The 19199-nt window shown below is 46.6% G+C and carries 22 protein-coding genes; 18 read left to right on the forward strand and 4 right to left on the reverse strand.

The window, feature by feature from the left end; translation table 11 throughout:
- The first annotated feature begins 62 nt into the window (after positions 1-62).
- From JOE21_RS13680 to JOE21_RS13695, 4 genes are all read left to right on the forward strand, one after another.
- Positions 63-947 carry a glycerophosphodiester phosphodiesterase gene (locus JOE21_RS13680; protein ID WP_309867267.1) on the forward strand — a complete coding sequence of 295 codons (885 nt, stop codon included), beginning with the start codon at positions 63-65 and terminating at the stop codon, positions 945-947.
- A 394-nt stretch (positions 948-1341) separates the two neighbouring features.
- Positions 1342-1530, forward strand: coding sequence for an MBL fold metallo-hydrolase (locus JOE21_RS13685; RefSeq protein WP_374709378.1), 189 nt, complete (start codon positions 1342-1344; stop codon positions 1528-1530).
- 223 nt (positions 1531-1753) lie between these two features.
- The gene (locus tag JOE21_RS13690) at positions 1754-2845 is read left to right on the forward strand and encodes a bifunctional 3-deoxy-7-phosphoheptulonate synthase/chorismate mutase (protein ID WP_309867269.1); all 1092 of its coding nucleotides are present in this window, start codon (positions 1754-1756) and stop codon (positions 2843-2845) included.
- 134 nt (positions 2846-2979) lie between these two features.
- Positions 2980-3183 (forward strand): spore germination protein, encoded by a 204-nt coding sequence (locus tag JOE21_RS13695; RefSeq protein ID WP_309867272.1) that lies wholly within the window; start codon positions 2980-2982, stop codon positions 3181-3183.
- Positions 3184-3384: 201 nt separating this feature from the next.
- Here JOE21_RS13695 and JOE21_RS13700 read toward each other — a convergent pair whose 3' ends face one another.
- Together JOE21_RS13700 and JOE21_RS13705 are read right to left on the reverse strand one after the other, a co-directional pair.
- The gene (locus JOE21_RS13700) at positions 3385-3609 is read right to left on the reverse strand and encodes a spore germination protein (RefSeq protein WP_309867274.1); all 225 of its coding nucleotides are present in this window, start codon (positions 3607-3609) and stop codon (positions 3385-3387) included.
- Between the two features lie 779 nt (positions 3610-4388).
- Positions 4389-4955: a hypothetical protein gene (locus JOE21_RS13705; RefSeq protein WP_309867277.1), complete on the reverse strand. Its 567-nt coding sequence runs from the start codon at positions 4953-4955 to the stop codon at positions 4389-4391.
- 160 nt (positions 4956-5115) lie between these two features.
- Between JOE21_RS13705 and JOE21_RS13710 the strand changes: the two genes are divergently transcribed.
- The 14 genes from JOE21_RS13710 to JOE21_RS13775 all read left to right on the forward strand — a co-directional run bounded on the left by JOE21_RS13710 (position 5116) and on the right by JOE21_RS13775 (position 16488).
- Complete coding sequence (locus JOE21_RS13710; RefSeq protein ID WP_309867279.1) at positions 5116-5781, forward strand: hypothetical protein; 666 nt, start codon at positions 5116-5118, stop codon at positions 5779-5781.
- A complete protein-coding gene (locus JOE21_RS13715) occupies positions 5778-6347 on the forward strand; it encodes a TlpA family protein disulfide reductase (RefSeq protein WP_309867280.1) in 570 nt (189 codons plus the stop codon). Before JOE21_RS13710 ends, JOE21_RS13715 begins: the two co-directional genes overlap by 4 nt.
- 4 nt (positions 6348-6351) lie before the next feature.
- Positions 6352-7065 (forward strand): cytochrome c biogenesis CcdA family protein, encoded by a 714-nt coding sequence (locus JOE21_RS13720; protein ID WP_309867283.1) that lies wholly within the window; start codon positions 6352-6354, stop codon positions 7063-7065.
- A 99-nt stretch (positions 7066-7164) separates the two neighbouring features.
- Positions 7165-7476, forward strand: a complete 312-nt coding sequence (gene trxA, locus JOE21_RS13725; protein ID WP_309867284.1) for a thioredoxin — start codon at positions 7165-7167, stop codon at positions 7474-7476.
- A 13-nt stretch (positions 7477-7489) separates the two neighbouring features.
- Positions 7490-7843: a DsrE family protein gene (locus JOE21_RS13730; protein WP_309867286.1), complete on the forward strand. Its 354-nt coding sequence runs from the start codon at positions 7490-7492 to the stop codon at positions 7841-7843.
- A 1063-nt stretch (positions 7844-8906) separates the two neighbouring features.
- Positions 8907-10805, forward strand: a complete 1899-nt coding sequence (gene shc, locus JOE21_RS13735) for a squalene--hopene cyclase (protein WP_309867288.1) — start codon at positions 8907-8909, stop codon at positions 10803-10805.
- Between the two features lie 564 nt (positions 10806-11369).
- A complete protein-coding gene (locus JOE21_RS13740) occupies positions 11370-11495 on the forward strand; it encodes a hypothetical protein (protein ID WP_309867291.1) in 126 nt (41 codons plus the stop codon).
- Between the two features lie 655 nt (positions 11496-12150).
- The gene (locus JOE21_RS13745) at positions 12151-12282 is read left to right on the forward strand and encodes a hypothetical protein (protein ID WP_309867293.1); all 132 of its coding nucleotides are present in this window, start codon (positions 12151-12153) and stop codon (positions 12280-12282) included.
- 320 nt (positions 12283-12602) lie between these two features.
- Positions 12603-12860, forward strand: coding sequence for a thioredoxin domain-containing protein (locus JOE21_RS13750; RefSeq protein WP_309867295.1), 258 nt, complete (start codon positions 12603-12605; stop codon positions 12858-12860).
- Positions 12861-12873: 13 nt separating this feature from the next.
- Positions 12874-13566 carry a Crp/Fnr family transcriptional regulator gene (locus tag JOE21_RS13755; protein WP_309867298.1) on the forward strand — a complete coding sequence of 231 codons (693 nt, stop codon included), beginning with the start codon at positions 12874-12876 and terminating at the stop codon, positions 13564-13566.
- A gap of 850 nt (positions 13567-14416) precedes the next feature.
- Positions 14417-14632 carry a hypothetical protein gene (locus tag JOE21_RS13760; RefSeq protein ID WP_309867300.1) on the forward strand — a complete coding sequence of 72 codons (216 nt, stop codon included), beginning with the start codon at positions 14417-14419 and terminating at the stop codon, positions 14630-14632.
- A gap of 289 nt (positions 14633-14921) precedes the next feature.
- Positions 14922-15179, forward strand: a complete 258-nt coding sequence (locus tag JOE21_RS13765) for a hypothetical protein (protein WP_309867303.1) — start codon at positions 14922-14924, stop codon at positions 15177-15179.
- A 524-nt stretch (positions 15180-15703) separates the two neighbouring features.
- Entirely contained in the window at positions 15704-15814 is a 111-nt protein-coding gene (locus JOE21_RS13770; protein ID WP_309867306.1) for an SHOCT domain-containing protein, read from the forward strand.
- Between the two features lie 29 nt (positions 15815-15843).
- Positions 15844-16488 (forward strand): class I SAM-dependent methyltransferase, encoded by a 645-nt coding sequence (locus tag JOE21_RS13775; protein WP_309867308.1) that lies wholly within the window; start codon positions 15844-15846, stop codon positions 16486-16488.
- Positions 16489-16991: 503 nt separating this feature from the next.
- Here JOE21_RS13775 and JOE21_RS13780 read toward each other — a convergent pair.
- Both JOE21_RS13780 and JOE21_RS13785 read right to left on the reverse strand, forming a co-directional pair.
- A complete protein-coding gene (locus JOE21_RS13780) occupies positions 16992-18329 on the reverse strand; it encodes a TrkH family potassium uptake protein (protein ID WP_309867311.1) in 1338 nt (445 codons plus the stop codon).
- A gap of 161 nt (positions 18330-18490) precedes the next feature.
- Entirely contained in the window at positions 18491-19144 is a 654-nt protein-coding gene (locus JOE21_RS13785) for a potassium channel family protein (RefSeq protein WP_309867313.1), read from the reverse strand.
- Between the last annotated feature and the right edge of the window lie 55 nt (positions 19145-19199).

The following is a 19199-nucleotide window of genomic DNA, read 5'->3' on the forward strand; positions in this document are numbered from 1 at the left end:
CTTCGGCAAGAAGGGTAGACGCTTTGACAAAATCAAACAAATGACCAAGAAGGATGGTTTTCATGCGATTTTCCCTGAAGGCACTCTTATCTGTTGTCACCGCCGCCGGTCTGTGGACCCTCCTTCCAGGTGGCACTTTTGTTTTTGCTGGTAATGAAAAGGAGCCTCAGGTGCTCAATGTTGCCCATCGCGGTGCTTCTGCCTATGCTCCGGAACACACGATTCCCTCCTATAAGCTAGGGGACCGGATGAAGGGCGATTATATCGAGATCGATCTGCAGATGACCAAAGATGGTCACCTCATCGCCATGCACGATGAAACCCTGGATCGGACCACCAACGGGACCGGGCAGGTAAAGGATCATACTCTGGCCCAGATTAAAGAGCTAGACGCCGGCTCCTGGTTCAACGAAACATACCCGCAATATGCCAAGAAGAAATACGCGGGGTTGAAAGTTCCTACCCTGGATGAAGTGCTGGCGCATTTCGGCAGCGATAAAAAATACTACATTGAGACCAAAGCACCTGAAGTTTATCCCAGCATGGAAGAAGAGTTGCTCCGTATTCTAGATAAACACGGCCTTACCACCAAAGAGAAACTGGAGAACAAAAATGTGCTGGTCCAATCCTTCAGCCAAGCCAGCTTATTGAAGATGTATCACCTAAACCCGGACGTTCCCCTGGTACAGCTCTTTTGGTACGATACACCGGGAAGCATCACGGACGGGGAACTGGAAGCGGTGAAGCGATATGCGATCGGTGTCGGTCCCAACTTCCAAAGGATCGACCGGGAATATGTGCAACAAGTGCGGAAGCACGGGCTGGAGATCCATCCCTACACCGTTAACGAAAAGGCGGATATGGAAAAGTTGATTGAGTGGGGTGTGACCGGCATGTTTACCAACCATCCCGACCGGTTACACGAGGTCTTAAGAGGAAAAAAATGAAAAACACTGTGACGGTTCAAAGATTCACCCGGTAACCACGTACCGCTTAGTCTCTTGTGAGAGGCCGTGAGAGTGACGAAACGGGTTAAACCGGATGAATTGATTTTCACCGCGACTACTCCAAAAAGACCCTTCACGGGGAAGAACCCCTGCGAAGGGTCTTTTCCGATCATGGGGATGGGATTCGCTCTTTAGGAAATGCGAGCGGGAATCCTCCCCATTTGAATGGGGCAGATGAATGCGAGCGCACCACAGGCACTTCCTTCGGTCGTCGGATGAAGAGGGAGGTTAACCCCCCTCGCAAGTTCGATAATCTGCAGATGATCAGACAACCGCCAGTCTTTATCTGTTAACTGTTATTTTGTAGAGGAGAACGATAGCTACTCTTGACGCAGTGTTGCCTCATTGCTCCGATCAAATCGGAAAGCCGATTACCAGGATCGTTTTGACCCATGTACACCACGATCATATCGGTGCACTCGACGCCCTCAAACAAGCTATTCTCGATGTGTCTGTTCATATTTCCAGCCGGGAAGCTCGGTTGTTGGTGCCATACATGACATGGAGAAGAAAAGGGTTATAAGGGGTAAACATTGTTTACTTAAGTTCGGGACAACGTGATTCGGAACGGTTTTATCAGACACACCCTAGCTAGGGCCAGGTATAGTTCATCATGTTGGCTCATCATGCCAGGAAATCAACTGGATGACGGCCTTTTATGAAGGCCCATATTTAACAAAATTAGATCAGACACAGCCTGTTCTGCGTATAATGAAGCCTAATAAAGGGGTAGGAGGAAAGGGAGAATGAATCATACATTAGAGTCCTTACGAAAAGAATTAGATCGTATCAATTTTCAGCTGCTAAATTTAATCGCTCAGCGAGGATCGATCGTAAAAGAAATTGGTGAAATCAAGAAAAAGCAGAGCGTCAATAAATTTGATCCCATACGGGAACGAAAGATGCTTGATCAAATCATTGAGCATAACAAGGGTCCGTTTAGTGATGATACAGTCCGACATTTATTCAAGCAGATCTTTAAAGCTTCCCTAGAACTACAGCAAGAAGAGCATCATAAAACGCTTCTAGTGAGTCGTAAGCGTCGCCCGCTGGATACAGTGGTTAGGATAGGGGATGAAGAGATCGGTGGAAACAACGATCCAATCGTTATTGCAGGCCCCTGTTCTGTCGAATCTGAAGAACAAGTTCGGAAAGTGGCTCAAGTTTTAAAACAACAGGGACTTATCTTTTTACGAGGTGGAGCATACAAACCCCGGACTTCACCATATGATTTTCAAGGACTTGGAGAACAGGGGCTGGAAATTTTACGTAAGGTTGCTGACGAGTTTCATTTAAAAGTGGTAAGTGAAATCGTAAATCCAGCGAATCTAAACTCATCCGTAGAATATGTAGACGTCATCCAAATCGGGGCCCGTAATATGCAAAATTTTGAGCTTTTAAAGGCTGCTGGATCCGTTCAAATCCCGGTTTTGCTTAAGCGAGGACTATCGGCGACCATTGAAGAGTTTCTATTTGCCGCTGAGTATATTGTTTCTCGGGGAAATAACCAAGTGATCCTATGTGAACGGGGGATCCGAACCTATGAAAAATGGACACGTAATACGTTGGATATTTCCGCTGTTCCGATTTTGAAAAAGGAAAGTCATCTGCCTGTTATCGTGGATATTAGCCACTCTACAGGTCGACGAGACATTTTGGATGCCATTGCCAAAGCTGCACTCGCAGCAGGTGCCGACGGACTTATGGTAGAAACACATCCAGATCCTGCTGTTGCCCTTTCGGATGCCAATCAGCAAATTAATCTAACGACATTTAGAGAATTGATGAAAGAAATTGATAGATATAACAGGCTTAACACTGTTAAAAGTGATGGATAAAATCTGAAGTACAAGTGGGAAAAATTATTTTGATCTCGATCGGGTTTCTACTCTTTGCATCTCTATACAGTTAAAAGGTGTTTGAATAGGTTACACAGATATAAATAGATTATATGAGATTGGAGGTAGAATATATGGGGTCTATAAACAAAATTTTTAATGTTAAATTACAAAATGTTTCTAGTGCAGGGAGTGTTAACATGGGTGATGCCATTAATATTCGTTCGAACGATAATTCTAAAAGTTTAGGAGGATCCTCTCCCATTGGTGATTTTGTTCGAAACATTGATGCCGAAGGTAATCTGTCTATCGATCCCGATATAGTGGATCAATTGTAGGACCAACCTGATTTTAATTGAGATGATAGATAGGAGAATGTTAAATCGAATAAATCATTATCCTTTTGTCTTGTCTCCGCTTGTACTTTTCCTTACAAGCGGCTTTTTTCATATTCATTCATGAAGGCACCCTTGATTAGGGTACTTTTGTACAATAGACCCACCCTGTAATCAAGCCGTTGATCGTAAGTGATCTAGATTTTATTTGAAGGAACGTGCAGTGGTACGCGCATGGTCCGCTTTATTTGGATCAATGCTTTTATTTTTTTCTAAATCGATGTTTTTTCCGAAATCACCAACAATGGACGATCCTCCTATTGATTTGTCGTTACTTTTCGCACCGATGTTTACAACACGACCAAAATTAATGGAAGATGGACCTGACACACTCATAATTTTCAATATGGAAATAATGTTTACTGCCATCGATATTCACTACCCTTTACTGGCGGTTCATGATAGAATCCCTCGTTCTCGAACAATAGCTACCACTCCTCATATGATATAACATACCTCTATTTTATTATATTATGCACGATTTAGTAATAAATAAATAGGAAATAAACCTATTTTTATATAGATTATTTAACCTGTTGTGTGAATGGTCACCAATGATGGGCTCCTATCATTGATGCTAAATTTCTTGATTCAAACCGGCAGTTTTTCGGAGGCAGTTTTGTGGACCCGGAAATATTCCATCTGGGTGACCGGGATGGAAGGCAAGGTGGTCGTCGGCAATTTCTTTGACCACAATCGTTCCCTTGTCGGTACGAGATTGCATTACCCTTCAAACGCAACCTTCCCTTCATAAAGCGGGGGTGTACGCGGTCCGTGAAGCGCCGGTGTTATGAACCAATCTGGAAAACGATGGGGCAAAGGGACGGTTAAAGAAGTATCGCCCTCAATCGCAGTACTTGTCTATTCTGTCGACCGGAGAAGGAGAAGCGTTGTTGCTATACCGCGGGATGTCCTTTCACGGAAAGTGGTGCCGGCGATTGAAACGGAACATTGATTCCTCGTTTGTTGGGCGGTATCGGTAATCCTTCTTAGATGGATCATCCAAGCAGAATCGAACGATTTCGGCTCTGCTTGGTTCGTTTGGAAATCGAATATGAATTTCTGGAAAATGGATCCTCAACATCGTCTGCAGTCAAAAGGCCCGCATTCCCTTTACGCTGGGATTGCGGGCTTTTTGTTATCGGTGGTTAGACTTGCTTGGGAAGCATCATCTTAAACACGGCGCCGGTCACCAGTCCGTAAAGGAGATGAGTGGCAAGACCCAACAACAATGCGGATGAACCGCCTCCAGCACATGGATTGCCGCAAGCGTTCGCACCGACTTCGCCACAGGCGGATTTACCAGCTTCGCCGCAAGCAGATTTGTCAGCTTCGCCACAAGCGGATTTTTCAACGGCTCCACAAGCCCCTTTTTCCGTTGTACCGCATGCAGCTGTACTACAAGCATCCGAAGCTCCAACCAGCATGGGCATCAGAAGTAGGGGTCCGATTACCCAGATAATCACGCCGAAAATCGCGCCGGTGACTACCGGATGGAGCTTAATTAGTCCAGCAAATACGGTAAATGCGATCCCAAAGATCAAACTGATGACCATGTGTACAAGAAATCCGACCATGGACGAATCACTGCCGACCATGGATGCAATACCGGGCATGGAACCCATCATCCCCATTGGAATGGCCATAATCAGACCGCCGACCAAACTTCCGATCATCCCTGCCTTGAAATGAAACTTTCGCTCTATCCCTGACATGACTGTGCCTCCTCGATAAATTTGATATCGACAAGGCAAGTATAGATGAGACCAAAATCACATGTATGTAAGATGGCTTACATAAGGGTGGTTTTTATTTTGATACGATATGTGAGGGTCTATGATCGCAACAGTAGCAGATAAAGGAGCGTGTTCACCATTGGATGTAAAAAAGCTATCGAGGCGTCTGATCTTATTAGGTGCACCGGCTGCATTGGGTTTGCTGGGAGTGTGGCATCCGGCTCATGTTTATTTTGATGAAATGATATCGTCTCCCGGCCAGGGAGATTGGTGGCTACTGCTGCATACTTTACAAATGCCGTTATTTCCTTTGATCGCTACTGCGATGTGGCTGCTGTTAAAAAATAGCGACGGCATCACGGCAAGTTTGAGCCGGGTTGCGCTATGGATTTTTGCTATCACCTATACGGCATTCGATACCATTGCGGGAATCGCGACGGGAATCTTATTTCGGCATGTACGCGGGTTAAACGTATCGGATGGTGATGAAGTTTATGACCGGATGTTCGATCTGTTCCTCGCCTTATTTAATCTGGATATGCCCGGGGGCACCGTCATTATGAACGTGGCCGTATGGTCTTGGGTTGCCGCGGCTATTTTGGCTGCCGCAGCTTTATATATGAAAGGATATAACCGGGTCGGCGTCATTCTGATCGGGTTATCCGCTTTGACATTCCAGTCCCATGTCCATCCTTATGGTCCGATTACGATGGCATTGCTTTTAGCCGGGATTATCTGTATTGAATTTTTTCCTTATAAATGGACGGAAGTCAAACGCCCGGAAACCGGAGGGGATTTATCATGATCCGTTTACGAAACTGGAAGAAAGCAAAGTTTTTGGTCATGATATCGATATTGACCCTTATAGGAGCCGCATGTTCCGGTGTTCAGACAGAATCTCCGTCCGTTGAAAACGGACCAAAACGCGATTCCACTCCTGTTACGTTTCATTTGGAAGGAGTAAGGAATCAAACATTAGACAGCTCCACAGTGGATAAACCGATGTTTTTGAGTTTTTGGGCGACCTGGTGTCCCTATTGCCGGGAAGAAATGCCGGTCATTGAATCGTTATACGATGAATATGAAGGAAAGGTTGAATTTGCCGCCGTCAATCTGACGCATCAAGATTCTGTAAGCAGTGTGGAAGATTACGTCAAAGAACATGATCTCCGTTTACCGGTCTACTTCGATAAGGACGGCGCAGTGACCGAGTTGTTCCAGGTGATCAGTACTCCGACCGTTGTATTGCTTGATCCACAAGGCAATGAAGTTTATCGAAAGATAGGAGCCGGCGGAAAAGAGAATGAAAAAGAATTTAGACAACAACTAGATGAGGTGCTAGCCGACAAACAGCCACAGAAAGGGGGATAAACGGATGACAGTGCAAATGGGACTGGCGTTTCTCGCGGGCTTGTTATCCTTTTTATCCCCTTGCACCTTGCCGCTTTATCCGGCATACCTTTCAAGGCTGACCGGATTGTCTTTTACGGAGATCCGGGATCAGCACAAAATGGGTAAAGTCCGCTTGCGGATCCTCTCTCATACGGCTGTGTTTGTACTCGGTATCTCCCTCATCTATGTCATGCTTGGGTTTTCCGCGACATTAGTCGGCGGATGGTTTGTGGAGTACCGTTCATGGATTCGCATCGGCAGCGGAATCCTGTTTATCATCATGGGGTTTATGTTAATGGGGCTTTTCCAATTGAAGGGGTTGTTGCAGGATCGAAGATGGATGAGTACGGATGGGAGGACCATCAGCTATACGGGTTCTTTCCTCTTTGGACTCGGGTTTGCGGCCGGTTGGACGCCGTGCATCGGACCGATGCTCAGTTCCATTATCGGGTTGGCCGCTGTAGAACCGGCCAATGGACTGTTGTACATGATGATCTATGTACTGGGCTTTTCTCTCCCGTTCTTTCTGTTTTCCTTCTTTTTCCCGGCATTCAAACGGTTTCATGCTTATTCCTCTACAATGATGAAAGCGGGAGGCGTCATCATCATCGGGGTAGGGATTCTACTGATTACGGATCAGCTCGCCGTGTTGTCCGTTTATTTGAATGATCTCGTCGGTTTTACGGGCTATTTATAATTGAGAAAATCAAGCGGTTGTTCTTTGTAATCGAATGAACAGAATGGCAACAGCAACAGCAGGTATGATGGAGACATCTCGTTGAAAGGGGGAAGTCGGATGTCTGTCAAGGTATTGACCCAAGCGAATTTTGAGGATCAGATTGCAAAGGGAGTAACGCTGGTCGATTTTTGGGCGCCATGGTGCCGTCCGTGCAAAATTCAACTGTCGATTATGAAAGAACTGTCAGAGAAGTGGGAGGGAAAAGCCGCTCTTGCGAAAGTCAATGTGGAACAAGAGCCAGAACTATCCTCCCGTTACGGAATTATGAGCATTCCGACCCTGTTGCTTATAAAAGACGGGGAGATTGTGGATACGATGGTCGGCCTTCATAGCAAGGAAGTGCTTGAACAAAAATTATCTGCTGTTTAAGGGGTGAACGTAAATGAAAAAATTTGTGATTTTGGTACTTGCCGATGTGACGGAAGGTGCAAAAGCCTTGCACGGTCTGTTGTACGCACAAGAACTACATGAAGCGGGACATCGAGTTCAGGTGATCTTTGACGGTGCAGGTACCGCTTGGATCCAACGCTTTGAGGACCCTGAAAATAAATATAACCCGCTATATAGAGCCGTCAAGAATCTGGGTGTCATCGCAGGTGCCTGTGAGTATTGCGCAGGGGCGTTTGGTGTTTCCGATTCGGTTCAGCAATCAGGAGTTCAGAAATTAGGAGAAGTGCAAGGGCACCCCAGTCTTGCAAAACTCGTTGCGGAAGATTATCAGATTATCACCCTGTAAACCTCGATAAAAGAAGGACGATTTAATGCATATTGGCATATGGGCAATCGTCCAATCACGTTGAATAAACAACGATACTCCCAGGAGAAACCTGGGAGTATCGTTGTTTCGTGACCCCATTTTCATCACTTTGTTCATGACGCAAAGGTTGGTTCCGATGCGTGAAACAGTACGATCGATTTCAGATTAATGTTGCTGTCCGTCATCGGAGACAGTGCTGACGGCAAATTGAACCGGAATATTCAGACATCTATCCTTTTCCTTCGTCTTCCCATCGGGTATCGAATACGATTCCCCGTCGACATATCTAAGCTCCTTTACCAGAGCGTTGCCCTTATTCCATTATGAGTGACAGAGAAACGAGGAGCCCACCATTCCAACGGTGAGAAGATCACATTGCATATATAACTTCTGAAAAATGGGCGTAAAGAAAACAAAAATATGGCTTGAATGTCCATACCCATTTAGAACTCAGGAAATATATAAGGTTACTAGGGAGGTGAAAGCATGGCTTGGAAATACGTTTCCCCAAAAGAGTTGAATCAGTCCCATGTGGGTAAACCGACGAAAATCCGTCTGAATGACGGAAAGGAAATCTACGGGTCCATTAAAAAGGTCGAGAAGGGTGGCATTTGGTTTATTCCCGTAATCAAAAAAACTTCGTCTAAACATATGGAGGCAAGCTTTTTCTTCTTTCCGTTTCTGTTTTTTCTGCCGTTTGGGTTCTTTACTCCCTTTTTTTTCTTCTAGGTTAATAAGGAGATCGGTATTCGCCTGCTAAAGAAGAATGATCCTCAAGTAGACGGCAATCACACAAAGCCGTTAAAGTCGATGATGATTTCTTAGCCCGGTAAGATTACCGGGCTAAGATTGTTGAGATAAGGTGCGGAAGAGGATAGATTTTTTGAGTTGTACACCCTTAGTAACCTCATGAAGCATAAGAAGTGATTGAGTCGAGTGGAATACTGAATCGGTTATATTACGCGTGGTAAAGGTTATCCGAAAGAGAAAATGTGCATACACCAGAAATGGCCCCTCATAAGGTGGGAGGAGGGGGGAGAAAATGGTGACACTGAATCAGATGGATGGAGTGAAGGAGGAAATTCGGCGTCTAACTAAATTTCTGATTTCCCGCCAGCAACCGGACGGTCGATGGCGTTTTTGTTTTGAAAGTGGCCCCATGACCGATTCCTATATGATTCTGCTGTATCGGTTGTTTGGGAAGAAAACAAATGCAATTCATCACTTAGCACAGCGGATCCGGTCTCTAGGCGGGGACGACGGGGTCTGGAAATTGTACGCAGATGAAAAAAACGGAAACCTTTCTGCCACGGTGGAATCCGTCATCAGTCTTCTGTATGCTGGGGCGGTGAAACCCAATCATCCGATCGTACGAAGAGCCCGAGAATACGTCATGTCCCGCGGAGGGATTAAACAGGCTGGTTCTCTGACGAAAGTCATGTTAAGTTTGATCGGTCTATACGATTGGTCCAACCATCAGGAAGTTCCTGCAGAAATCCTTCTCCTTCCATGGTGGCTCCCCCTTAGTTTTTTCGATTTTGTCGGTTTTACCCGTGTACACGTCGCTCCGATCTTATTGGCTTCCGACAGACGTTTCTCCAAGCGACTGCCGGGGCCGCACGTGAATTTTTCCGATTGGATGGGAAAAGACGCGTCTTTATCTCACCTTCTCCGAAAAAGCGAGCAGTTGCAATACGAAGTAGAAGTTTTACTTTCCCGGATGCCCAAAAAAACTGGCCTGCTTAAGGCTGGCGCTTTACAGAGGGGAGAACGGTTTATACTGAAACGGATCGAGCCGGACGGGACGTTGTACAGCTATTTCAGCAGTACCTTTTTAATGGTGTTCGGTTTGATGGCCTTGGGCTACTCGAAACGCCACCCGATCTTTATCCGGGCCATAAAGGGGTTGGAACGTTTCCTTTTTCCAGTGAAACAGGGATGGCATTTGCAAGAGACCACCTCAACCGTCTGGGATACGTCTCTCATTACCTTTGCCTTACAGGAGGCGGGCTTGCCACCGGATCATGCTGCTGTTCGCAAGGGGATTTACTACCTTCTCCGCCGCCAACACACCCGATACGGTGATTGGGCTTTGCGGAATCCTGGTGTGTTGCCCGGGGGGTGGGGATTCTCCGATATTAACACCCTTAATCCGGACCTGGACGATACCTCTGCCAGCTTAAGGGCCATCGCCCCGGTATTCCGGAGGAATCCTTCCACTTTTGAGCGGAGCTGGAATCGGGGAGTTGACTGGCTGCTGTCCATGCAAAATCGGGACGGCGGGTGGTCCGCCTTTGAAAAAAACACAGACAAGTCCTGGCCGCGCCGTCTGCTTCCCTTTGAGGATGCTCACACCGTTTGGACGGATCCGTCCACCAATGATTTGACGGGCCGCACGTTAGAATTCGTCGGGAAAGAGCTGGGGTGGAAATGGGATCATCCTGTCGTTCAGAAGGCAGCTCAATTTTTGGAGAGGAGCCAGGAAGCAAATGGCTCCTGGTTTGGTCGTTGGGGAATTTCCTATATATACGGAACATGGGCAGCATTAACTGGATTAGCTTCTGCTGGGTATCCCCGTTCCCACCCAACGGTCGAAAAGGGGATTCGGTGGCTCAAATCCATACAGAACAAAGACGGCGGGTGGGGTGAATCTTGCCGTAGCGATATCTTGCGAACATACATTCCCCTAAGGGGGAGCACTCCCTCTCAGACGGCTTGGGCCTTGGATGCCTTAATTGCCTGGCATCAAAAACCGACACCAGAGATCGATGCGGGGATCCGTTGCCTTCTCGACATGGCGCAGAAAAACGGTTGGTTTATGCGGTATCCTACCGGCGGGGGTCTTTCCGGAGAATTTTACATCCATTATCATAGCTATCGGTATATCTGGCCTCTAATTACGTTGTCCCATTACCGGAAAAAGTACGAGGAGCTCAAATAAACACATGGCTTGGTGTGCTCACATTCAAGTGTATCGTTGGAAAAGGACTTCACTCGACCGAACCATATGACGGTTACCACACCATATAGAAAGCCAGTCTGGTCGTCTTTGATCTCGTGGAAAAAGTGCAAAGGATTTCGCTAACCATACCCCCTCACTTTTTTCGTGTTTTTTTGGAAGTCAATATATGAGTCTAAAACGTTTATTTTGTACTACATAGTATGTTATTAGAACGGACGAAAGGAGGAAATGATTGGTGTCTAGTTTTGCCGGGTTCGGGATTTGACGCCTACTCCTTTGAGGGAGATTGCCCCCCCCCCTTTTTTTAGCAGACATCGCATGGGAGTTCCATGTGATATATCGGGATAATCCGTGTTTTTGTCATTGCGGGAAGAAAGGAGAAGTTCGGTCGCTCAAACCGAGTGGTTCACTCGTTTCAGGTATGGAGATCGCTAATATCCAAACATGATATAAATCAACTTTGAAAAAATAGGTTATTTAATCGTGTCACATTATGTTTGATAAACATATGATGAAGAGAATTCAAGAAAGGAGTGAATGTATATGTCTGGATTCGGTTTTGATGGATTTGGCAAAGGATTTGTTGGATTTGGCCTACGTCGTCTGTTGATCTTTCTGTTGGTCATTGCGACGATTTTCGCTTTGGTGATTCCCTTTGGTATTCACTAAAAACAGATAAACTTGCATTTAACATAAGTCCTTATATGGTTTTTGTAAGGCTGCTGACAAAATAAAAGGTCAGCAGTCTTTTTTAGATAATTACGCTTCTACATGAAAACACCACTATATGGGTGTTTTCATGTAGAGGATAACCTTTCGGAGAATCCGGTTATGGGATATTGGTATGTGTATATACTGGCCGATTTTTAAAAGGGAAAGGATTCGTCAAATGAATGACGGATCCTAAAGGGGGGCCGGTTACGGCTACTACCGTTAGTGGTTACGGCTTAATCTTACATTATTCATTTGAAAAGTATAAAGTGATAGACAGATGATTAGATTTTCATTTTCAGGTGTTTAACTAAACCAAACTACTACGAATCACTTCTTCCGTCCACCGGAATTTTCTCCAGATAAAATAGACGTAAGAGAAGTTCATTGGGGGTCCGGGTGCTTTATTATGCTGAATGATACACCACGGGATGCAATGAATATCCGGTGCTAGGGGGGAATAAATCGGTGACGGAAAATACGGGAAAGATGAGGTTTTAAACGGTTGTCCACCATTACCGATTCTTTTTTCGCTTATTGGTAATCTAAATTACAGACAGAAAAATGCGGACATCTTTAAAATGGTGCCAACGGTAAAAGGGGGGAGAGTTTCATGAAGCGGTGTGATCGGATCGTGGCGGGTGGTTCGGTGGTCGGTGCGGCAGGATTGGGGGCCAAAACCGCCCTGTACGATCGGAAACTCCTGGGAGGGTATCGTTTGTTGGCGGGCTGTGGTTCCCGCTAAGTCCTTATCCATTCGGCCAAGCTGGTCCATTCGACCCGACAGGGACGGATCTTCGGCTGGGGTTGACGGAGGAGGAAGCGCGTTGACGGATTTCAGGTGTATTTTCGGTTCCGTGATTAGCTCCTGTCACGTCCCTCGGTATGATTCCCGGCGCTTTCGCCTATCATTTCCTGGGTCATTCGCTCTATGACGCTTTCTCCGTCACCTTTTATATGCCACTCTGGGGGGCGCTTCCCGCCTTTTTGCCGTTGTTCTATAAGCGATTAAAAAAACCACAGTCGAACCTGGGGACCAGACAAAACCCCGGAAAGAAGAGTAAAATGAAACGAGAGAGAAAAGAGGCGGTCATGTTGCAGAGGAAAGTGCGGTTGTGGACCCATCCTGGCTGTCTGGGAGGACGACGGGCCCGCCGATATTTTATGGAAAAACGGATCCCGTTTGAAGAAGGGGCCGGACAGATACAGGAAGCCCCGAGCGGTTATAAAGGCGGACTTGTCGTCAGTCCGGTGATCCAGGTCGGTGAAATCTTTCTATACGGCTTTGACGCGGAGGAATTTGAACGCATCTATCACCAGTAGAGAGGATTTTATCATGGATAAACTATGGTATCTTTCACAGATTAACATCATGGATGAACTGCCGGAGACGGACTTGGAAGAGATTGCCCGGTTGGCGCCGATGAACCGGACGCCCAAGGGGACTCTCCTCCTCACGCCTGACACGCCCCCGCAAGGGCTTTACTTGTTGAAAAAGGGAAAAGTCCGCCTGTACAAATTGAACCGAGAAGGCAAGGAGTTCACCCTGGGGATTCTCGGGGACGGCAATATCTTCGGGGAAGTGGAGGCCTTTGCGACAGGCACCCGAAACATCTACGCCGAGGCTTTGGAAGACACCCTCATCTGTCTGTTGAGCAAATCGGATTTTGAAGGCTTAATGCAAGAGCGTCCGCAACTGGCTTTGAAAATGATCCGTGTTCTGTCGGAACGGTTGAGCGAAGCGGAAGAGATGTTAGAGAGTCTGGCCTATGGAAGTGTACAGAAACGGTTGCTGTATTTGTTGTCCAAGCTGGGACAAAATTTTGGTGAGCCTCATGGAGATTATATCCGCTTGAATATTTCCCTTTCCCACCAGGACCTGGCCGCAATGATTGGTGCAACCAGGGAGACCGTTAGTGCCACGATCGCCGAGATGGTCCGTAAGGGGTTGATCAAAAAATCACGATTCCGGAAAATCATTAGTATTCATCCCGAAAAGGTGCAAAAAGCAATGGACATGCAACCGTGAATCAATAAGGATAAAGCTTGATCTGTGTTGTATTGATAAGGCAAAGGACGGTCCGGCTTTTTAACCGATCGGTACATCAGGATCAGCGGTATTCCTTTGCGGAAGGAATAGAAGTCTCTCTACATAAGGGGATGAGATTCCTTCTTGAAATTTTTTGGCTGTTTCGGCATAAAACATTCGTGCCTCTGTTACACTCCGTTTTTGGGTCATCGATTCCATGTGGCATTTTGCGGAAACTTCCCCTTTTGTACGATCAGGATAAGTGCTCCCATCAAATTGAGCACTTGGTCAAACCGATCCGGCGGGACCCGGTAATCGATAAATTATCGAGAACTTGATTTTCCAAAATTGATTATCGGAAGGAAATCCTACATAATCAATCCGTAAAGCTTCGGATAGATCGCGATCCACTGTGGATAGATCGTTACGGTTAAGCTGCCAGATCCGTTTTACCTAGCGCATAACAAACCAATTTCAACTATTGGTTTTAACAGAAAAAACAACTGGAACTCCTTTAGGAGCTTCGGTTGTTTTTTTATATGGAATGACACCTCAATGGAATAGTCAGGATACCTCCCGTTAAATGTATCCGTCTCCTTTCTTCGGGTTTGCCTATCACACTATCAGATGTAACAGATTGCAATCGCCGTTTCCTCATATTTTGATCAAATTTACTTTGTAAAATGAATGCAAGGGGATGCGGTACATGATCGTACAGCATCCCTAAAAACCCCACACCGTGGCAATCACCACGTTTTCCTAAACAAGTGTTTGTTAGTGAAGACGACGGACGGAACGGCAAGCAAATCATGAAAGTAGGAGAATCGATTAAAGGAGGAGGTGGATAGCGATGCCAAAAACGATGGTTGTCTTAATGGGAGTGATCACTCTTGCTCTGGTGTTCGTCGCTCCCGCAGTATTTGCTGACGGTGAAGTAAACCCGATGATGGAACATGAAAGAATGTCCAATGGATCCATGGATCAGATGATGAATGCCATGAACACTTCAGAAGGGAAAAAGGTGGTGAAGGCTTGCAACAAATGGATGGAAGATCAGAGTCAATAGAATGCATTCCCTACAATCCGTTTCTTCCAACATGAAGTCCTGAATTTTGAAAGAGAATACATGGAACGTTTTGGGGTCCAAGGCTTTGGTGATGCTGTCTTGTCATTTGGATAAGAGTCCAGCACCTGTAGTTAAAAATGACGGGTCTGAACAATCCGTAGGCGGGATCCCGGTCGGTATGGTTGTCAAAAAGGCGCAAAGGCTCTCCGCCACCCATACCGACCCTCTCTTGTTGTTACGAAAAATTGAATTGCCAGACAGGACCTTTAATCAACAGAGGAGGATTCACATGAAGATAAAGATTATGGCCATCGCTCTCGTTGCTTTCCTCGCATTTGGAGGCTCCGCTTTTGCGGCCCACGGGGATATGGATGGTTGCGACTCGATGACGAAGAAAGAATGTAGAAAGATGTGTAAAGAGATGACAAAAAGACCTTCCGATTACTGTGAAGGGATGGACTGCGGCGAGTTGGAACAAGCCAAAGTGAACATGAAGGACTGTATGAAAATGATGAAGAAACCATCCTCTTCGGAGGGATGTTGCTAACGCGTGTAGGGATAAAAAAAGCGATTTGCTTTTCTACATGTTGTAGATGAGCAGTCGCTTTTTTGCTATTAAACTTTTGATAATCAAAAGAAACGCCGGGTCAAATAAACGGTTCCCGCTAAGGCAGTTTCTACGAATAATCCCAATACCGCAGTCATTCCGATTCTTATCTTCTACATGAACTCGCCTGATGAGCATCGCAAGTGACCTTTACACTACTTGGGTAGTGCTCATTCAACTGGGCTTCGGGCTAGCTTGTTTAACCATGTCCGCGACTGCATTTTTGGATACCCCTTCGATTCAGCCGTACCTTCATATGTTAGTTCGGATCTGTCTCTGGATCGGCTTACCCGTTCTGGTTGTTGGCTTGGGGTATTGGATTTGGAGATGGAAAAGATAGGATAGGAAGAGGTGAAATAACGTGCCGATGATGGATTGGGGAGGGATGCTCGTGATGATGATTTTCTGGGTTTTGCTTATCGGTTTAGCTGTTTATGGTGTCGTTGTAATGATAACTAAGGGATTTGGGGAAAAAGGAGAATACGTCTCTCCGGATTCTCGAGGAACGGTTTGCTCGAGGTGAAATCGATGCCGACGAGTATCAACAAAGAAAGGAGATATTAGAGAAAAAATAACGGATCCTCAAGCGACGGGGGCTAGCTCGATGGGCAAATGGTTTGCAACTTTTTACGATATGTGGATGGGTCCGTTGGAACGAAAAGCATTTGGTCGGATTCGGAAAAAGCTGCTCGTAAAAGCCCGGGGAAAGGTGTTGGAGATCGGTTCAGGGACGGGGTTGAACTTTCCTCATTACCGACACGCCGTAACGGTTACCGCCGTCGAGCCGGACCCGACGATGGTGAGGCTGTCTGAACAACGGGCAAAAAACACCCCCGTTCCGATCCAAATCATCACAGCCGGCGCCGAGGACCTTCCCTTTCCGGACGACTCCTTCGACACGGTCGTGGGAACCCTGGTTCTGTGTACGATCCCTGATCCGGACAAGGCCTTGCGAGAGATTCGGCGGGTTTGTCGGCCGGGTGGACGGATTCTTTTTTTTGAACATGTCCGGGTGACCCACCCGATTCTCGGACGGATTCAAGATTGGCTGACTCCCGTGTGGAAACGATTCTGTGATGGATGCCATTTAAATCGTCATACCCTTGAACAGATCGAGCGTTCCGGCTTGCATGTGATCCGTGTCGAGCGTTATTTTCAAGATATCTTTCTCGTCATCGAAGCAGCCAGTCAAAAAAAAGGACCTTACAATGGACGAACCTCGTACGAGGCTAAAGGATCAGTTGAATAGAGATCATCCGTGTCAACGACTCACCATTGAAATGGTGAGCTTGTAACGATCCAGTCATGCGAGCGTCTTTCGACTCTGACCTTGAATGGATGTTACATCAGGGCAGGTTGACAGCTACCCGCACTCGATCAGGCATGCTGACCGAGTTTCTGCACAAGGTACTCCATTCCCAGATGTGTAGGTTGATTCCTACTCCCCTAGGGTGTATGGATCGCTTGGTGATTCGGCAAGAGTGCCTTATGGCGCCATGTGTGCCCAACGGTTTTCTCTTTGCTCGCGATCAGTCCCATTCGGGTTTCGGCTATGTTTATTTAATTCGACAAATTTGCCAAGAATCCTACGTTAGAAAGGAGAAAAGATTGTTGCTTGAAGCATCCCCACAAGGGGGATACCGAGCAACGCCACCATTCCTCTACGCCAATGAATGGGCGAGTCTCCTGTCGGCAATTCTCATGAATAAGAACCGAAAAACCGGGCGGAGTTCAACCTCGCCCGGCTTTGTTCTACCCGATCAACGGCTTTTCTTCTGGATAGCGGATATTCTCTTTCTCTATTCGCCGAGCAATCGCAAAGGCGAGCGTCATGGGACCTAACCGTCCCGCGAACATGGTAATGGTGATCAGCAGTTTGCCTAAGGGGGTGAGTTCCGATGTAAGACCTAAGGATAAGCCGACGGTGCCGGCGGCAGATACTGTTTCAAATAGCGAGGTCATTAGATCGGTATGTTCGGTCATCGTCAAAAAAATGGTGACGATCATGATTAACGATAGGGCAACTACTAGGACCGCCAACGCCCGGTAGACTTGATCATGAGGGACTCTCCTCTTAAATGAAACCACATCGGATTTGCCCCGTACCATGGCCCACACGGCTAAGAGCACAATAATAAAAGTGGTTGTCTTAATCCCACCACCAGTGGAGCTGGGAGAAGCTCCGATAAACATCAACAGGATGATAAAAAACTGAGTGGCGGGATACATGTCGGCGATGTCTAGCGTGCTAAACCCTGCGGTTCGCGGCGTAACACCTTGAAAAAACGAAGCGAGCAACTTTGTTTCCAAAGGCATGGCCGCTAATGTTTCTGGGTTTGTCCATTCGATCGCCAAGATTGTGAGTGTCCCCAGTACGATTAACCCACCGGTTACCGACAAAACCAGTTTCGTATGAAGGCTGAGGCGTTTGGTGGATCGATATTGAAGGACTTCCGCGATTACCACGAACCCGATTCCTCCTAAGATGAACAGGCTCGTGATGGTGAGGTTGACGATCGGATCCCCCACGTATCCGATCAGACTGTCACCAAATAAATCGAACCCTGCATTGTTAAAGGCGGAGATGGTGTGAAACAAAGCAAGGTAAAGCCCCTCTCCCCATCCCCATTCGGGAATCCAACGAATGGCTAACAGGGTAAAGCCGACACTCTCGATAATGAGGGTGATGGCAAGGACAAGTAAGACGAGTTTCACCAGCCCCTGCAGTTTAATCTGATGGAAGGATTGTTGGATAATTAACCGTTCTTTGATACCTATCTTTTTACCGAGTAAAAGAGCGAACAGGACGCCGAAGGTCATGAAACCGAGTCCGCCCACTTGGATTAAAGCCATGATGACACTTTCGCCAAATGTACTAAAGGTGGATCCTGTATCCACCACGACCAGACCCGTCACACAAACGGCAGACGTGGCTGTAAACAGGGCATCGAGAACAGGGAGAGGTTCTCCGGTTTCTGTTGCGATAGGGAGAGATAACAGCCCTGTTCCGATAAGGATCAAGATGGCAAAACCCAATACAAGCGCCTGAGCAGCCGTGATCTTTTGAAATGCATCATCAAATCTGGACACTAGACCTCACCCCCCCCCTTTGATTGGATTAAGCAATTCTGTGGTCTGGCTATTCTCATCCATGTTTTCTTAAGAAATTCACCCATAAACTGGAAATAGATAATCGCCTGATTTCTTTATAGGTGGGCTTCACGTCTTTGGTATTTCATAGTGCACCGTGCTTATGCTTTTTCCTCCAGCTTCTTTAGGTCATTGTTATGACCGATCACGACGAGGATGTCCCCCTCATGGATGGTATCGTCCGCTAAAGGAGCGATATTGATGTGGGGACCGCTTTTAATCGCCATCACATTGCAGCCAAATTGAGCCCGAATGTTTAATTCTTCCAATGTTTTCCCTGCGAAAAAGTCTCCGGCACTAATTTCGATGATACTATAATCATCTGCCAGCTCGATGTAGTCGAGGATGTTGGGAGAGATGAGGTTGTGAACGACCCGTACCCCCATATCACGCTCTGGATAAATCACTTTGTGGGCTCCAATTTTGTAGAGGACTTTTCCGTGGAGGTCGTTCCGTGCTTTTACCACTACTTTTTTTACACCCAACTCCTGGAGGATCAGCGTAGTCATAATACTGGATTGAATGTCCTCCCCGATGGAAACGACCACGACATCGAAATTACGGACCCCAAGGGCCTTTAACGCATTTTCATCGGTGGAATCCGCTTCCACTGCGTGGGTGACGATTTGTGAAAAATCCTGGACTTGATGGGGATCCTTGTCGATCGCCATTACTTCATATCCCATGTCGTGAAGGGTCTTGGCGACACTGCCGCCGAATCGTCCGAGTCCAATGACCGCAAATTGTTTGTTCATGCCCATTCTCCTTTGCCGCATTCAAAGTGTCTACTATTCTTTCCTTTTTTGCATT

Source organism: Desmospora profundinema (assembly GCF_031454155.1).
Classification (GTDB): Bacteria; Bacillota; Bacilli; order Thermoactinomycetales; family DSM-45169; genus Desmospora; species Desmospora profundinema.

Excerpts from the sequence above, each read along its gene's own strand:
- shc (WP_309867288.1), top strand. The coding sequence starts at position 8,907 with ATGGTGACACTGAATCAGATGGATGGAGTGAAGGAGGAAATTCGGCGT.
- JOE21_RS13750 (WP_309867295.1), top strand. The coding sequence starts at position 12,603 with ATGAAACGAGAGAGAAAAGAGGCGGTCATGTTGCAGAGGAAAGTGCGG.
- JOE21_RS13695 (WP_309867272.1), top strand. The coding sequence starts at position 2,980 with ATGGGGTCTATAAACAAAATTTTTAATGTTAAATTACAAAATGTTTCT.
- JOE21_RS13775 (WP_309867308.1), top strand. The coding sequence starts at position 15,844 with ATGGGCAAATGGTTTGCAACTTTTTACGATATGTGGATGGGTCCGTTG.
- JOE21_RS13745 (WP_309867293.1), top strand. The coding sequence starts at position 12,151 with ATGAAGCGGTGTGATCGGATCGTGGCGGGTGGTTCGGTGGTCGGTGCG.
- JOE21_RS13760 (WP_309867300.1), top strand. The coding sequence starts at position 14,417 with ATGCCAAAAACGATGGTTGTCTTAATGGGAGTGATCACTCTTGCTCTG.
- JOE21_RS13755 (WP_309867298.1), top strand. The coding sequence starts at position 12,874 with ATGGATAAACTATGGTATCTTTCACAGATTAACATCATGGATGAACTG.
- JOE21_RS13740 (WP_309867291.1), top strand. The coding sequence starts at position 11,370 with ATGTCTGGATTCGGTTTTGATGGATTTGGCAAAGGATTTGTTGGATTT.
- JOE21_RS13700 (WP_309867274.1), bottom strand. The coding sequence starts at position 3,609 with ATGGCAGTAAACATTATTTCCATATTGAAAATTATGAGTGTGTCAGGT.
- JOE21_RS13690 (WP_309867269.1), top strand. The coding sequence starts at position 1,754 with ATGAATCATACATTAGAGTCCTTACGAAAAGAATTAGATCGTATCAAT.
- JOE21_RS13715 (WP_309867280.1), top strand. The coding sequence starts at position 5,778 with ATGATCCGTTTACGAAACTGGAAGAAAGCAAAGTTTTTGGTCATGATA.
- JOE21_RS13705 (WP_309867277.1), bottom strand. The coding sequence starts at position 4,955 with ATGTCAGGGATAGAGCGAAAGTTTCATTTCAAGGCAGGGATGATCGGA.
- JOE21_RS13680 (WP_309867267.1), top strand. The coding sequence starts at position 63 with ATGCGATTTTCCCTGAAGGCACTCTTATCTGTTGTCACCGCCGCCGGT.
- trxA (WP_309867284.1), top strand. The coding sequence starts at position 7,165 with ATGTCTGTCAAGGTATTGACCCAAGCGAATTTTGAGGATCAGATTGCA.
- JOE21_RS13765 (WP_309867303.1), top strand. The coding sequence starts at position 14,922 with ATGAAGATAAAGATTATGGCCATCGCTCTCGTTGCTTTCCTCGCATTT.
- JOE21_RS13720 (WP_309867283.1), top strand. The coding sequence starts at position 6,352 with ATGACAGTGCAAATGGGACTGGCGTTTCTCGCGGGCTTGTTATCCTTT.
- JOE21_RS13730 (WP_309867286.1), top strand. The coding sequence starts at position 7,490 with ATGAAAAAATTTGTGATTTTGGTACTTGCCGATGTGACGGAAGGTGCA.
- JOE21_RS13785 (WP_309867313.1), bottom strand. The coding sequence starts at position 19,144 with ATGAACAAACAATTTGCGGTCATTGGACTCGGACGATTCGGCGGCAGT.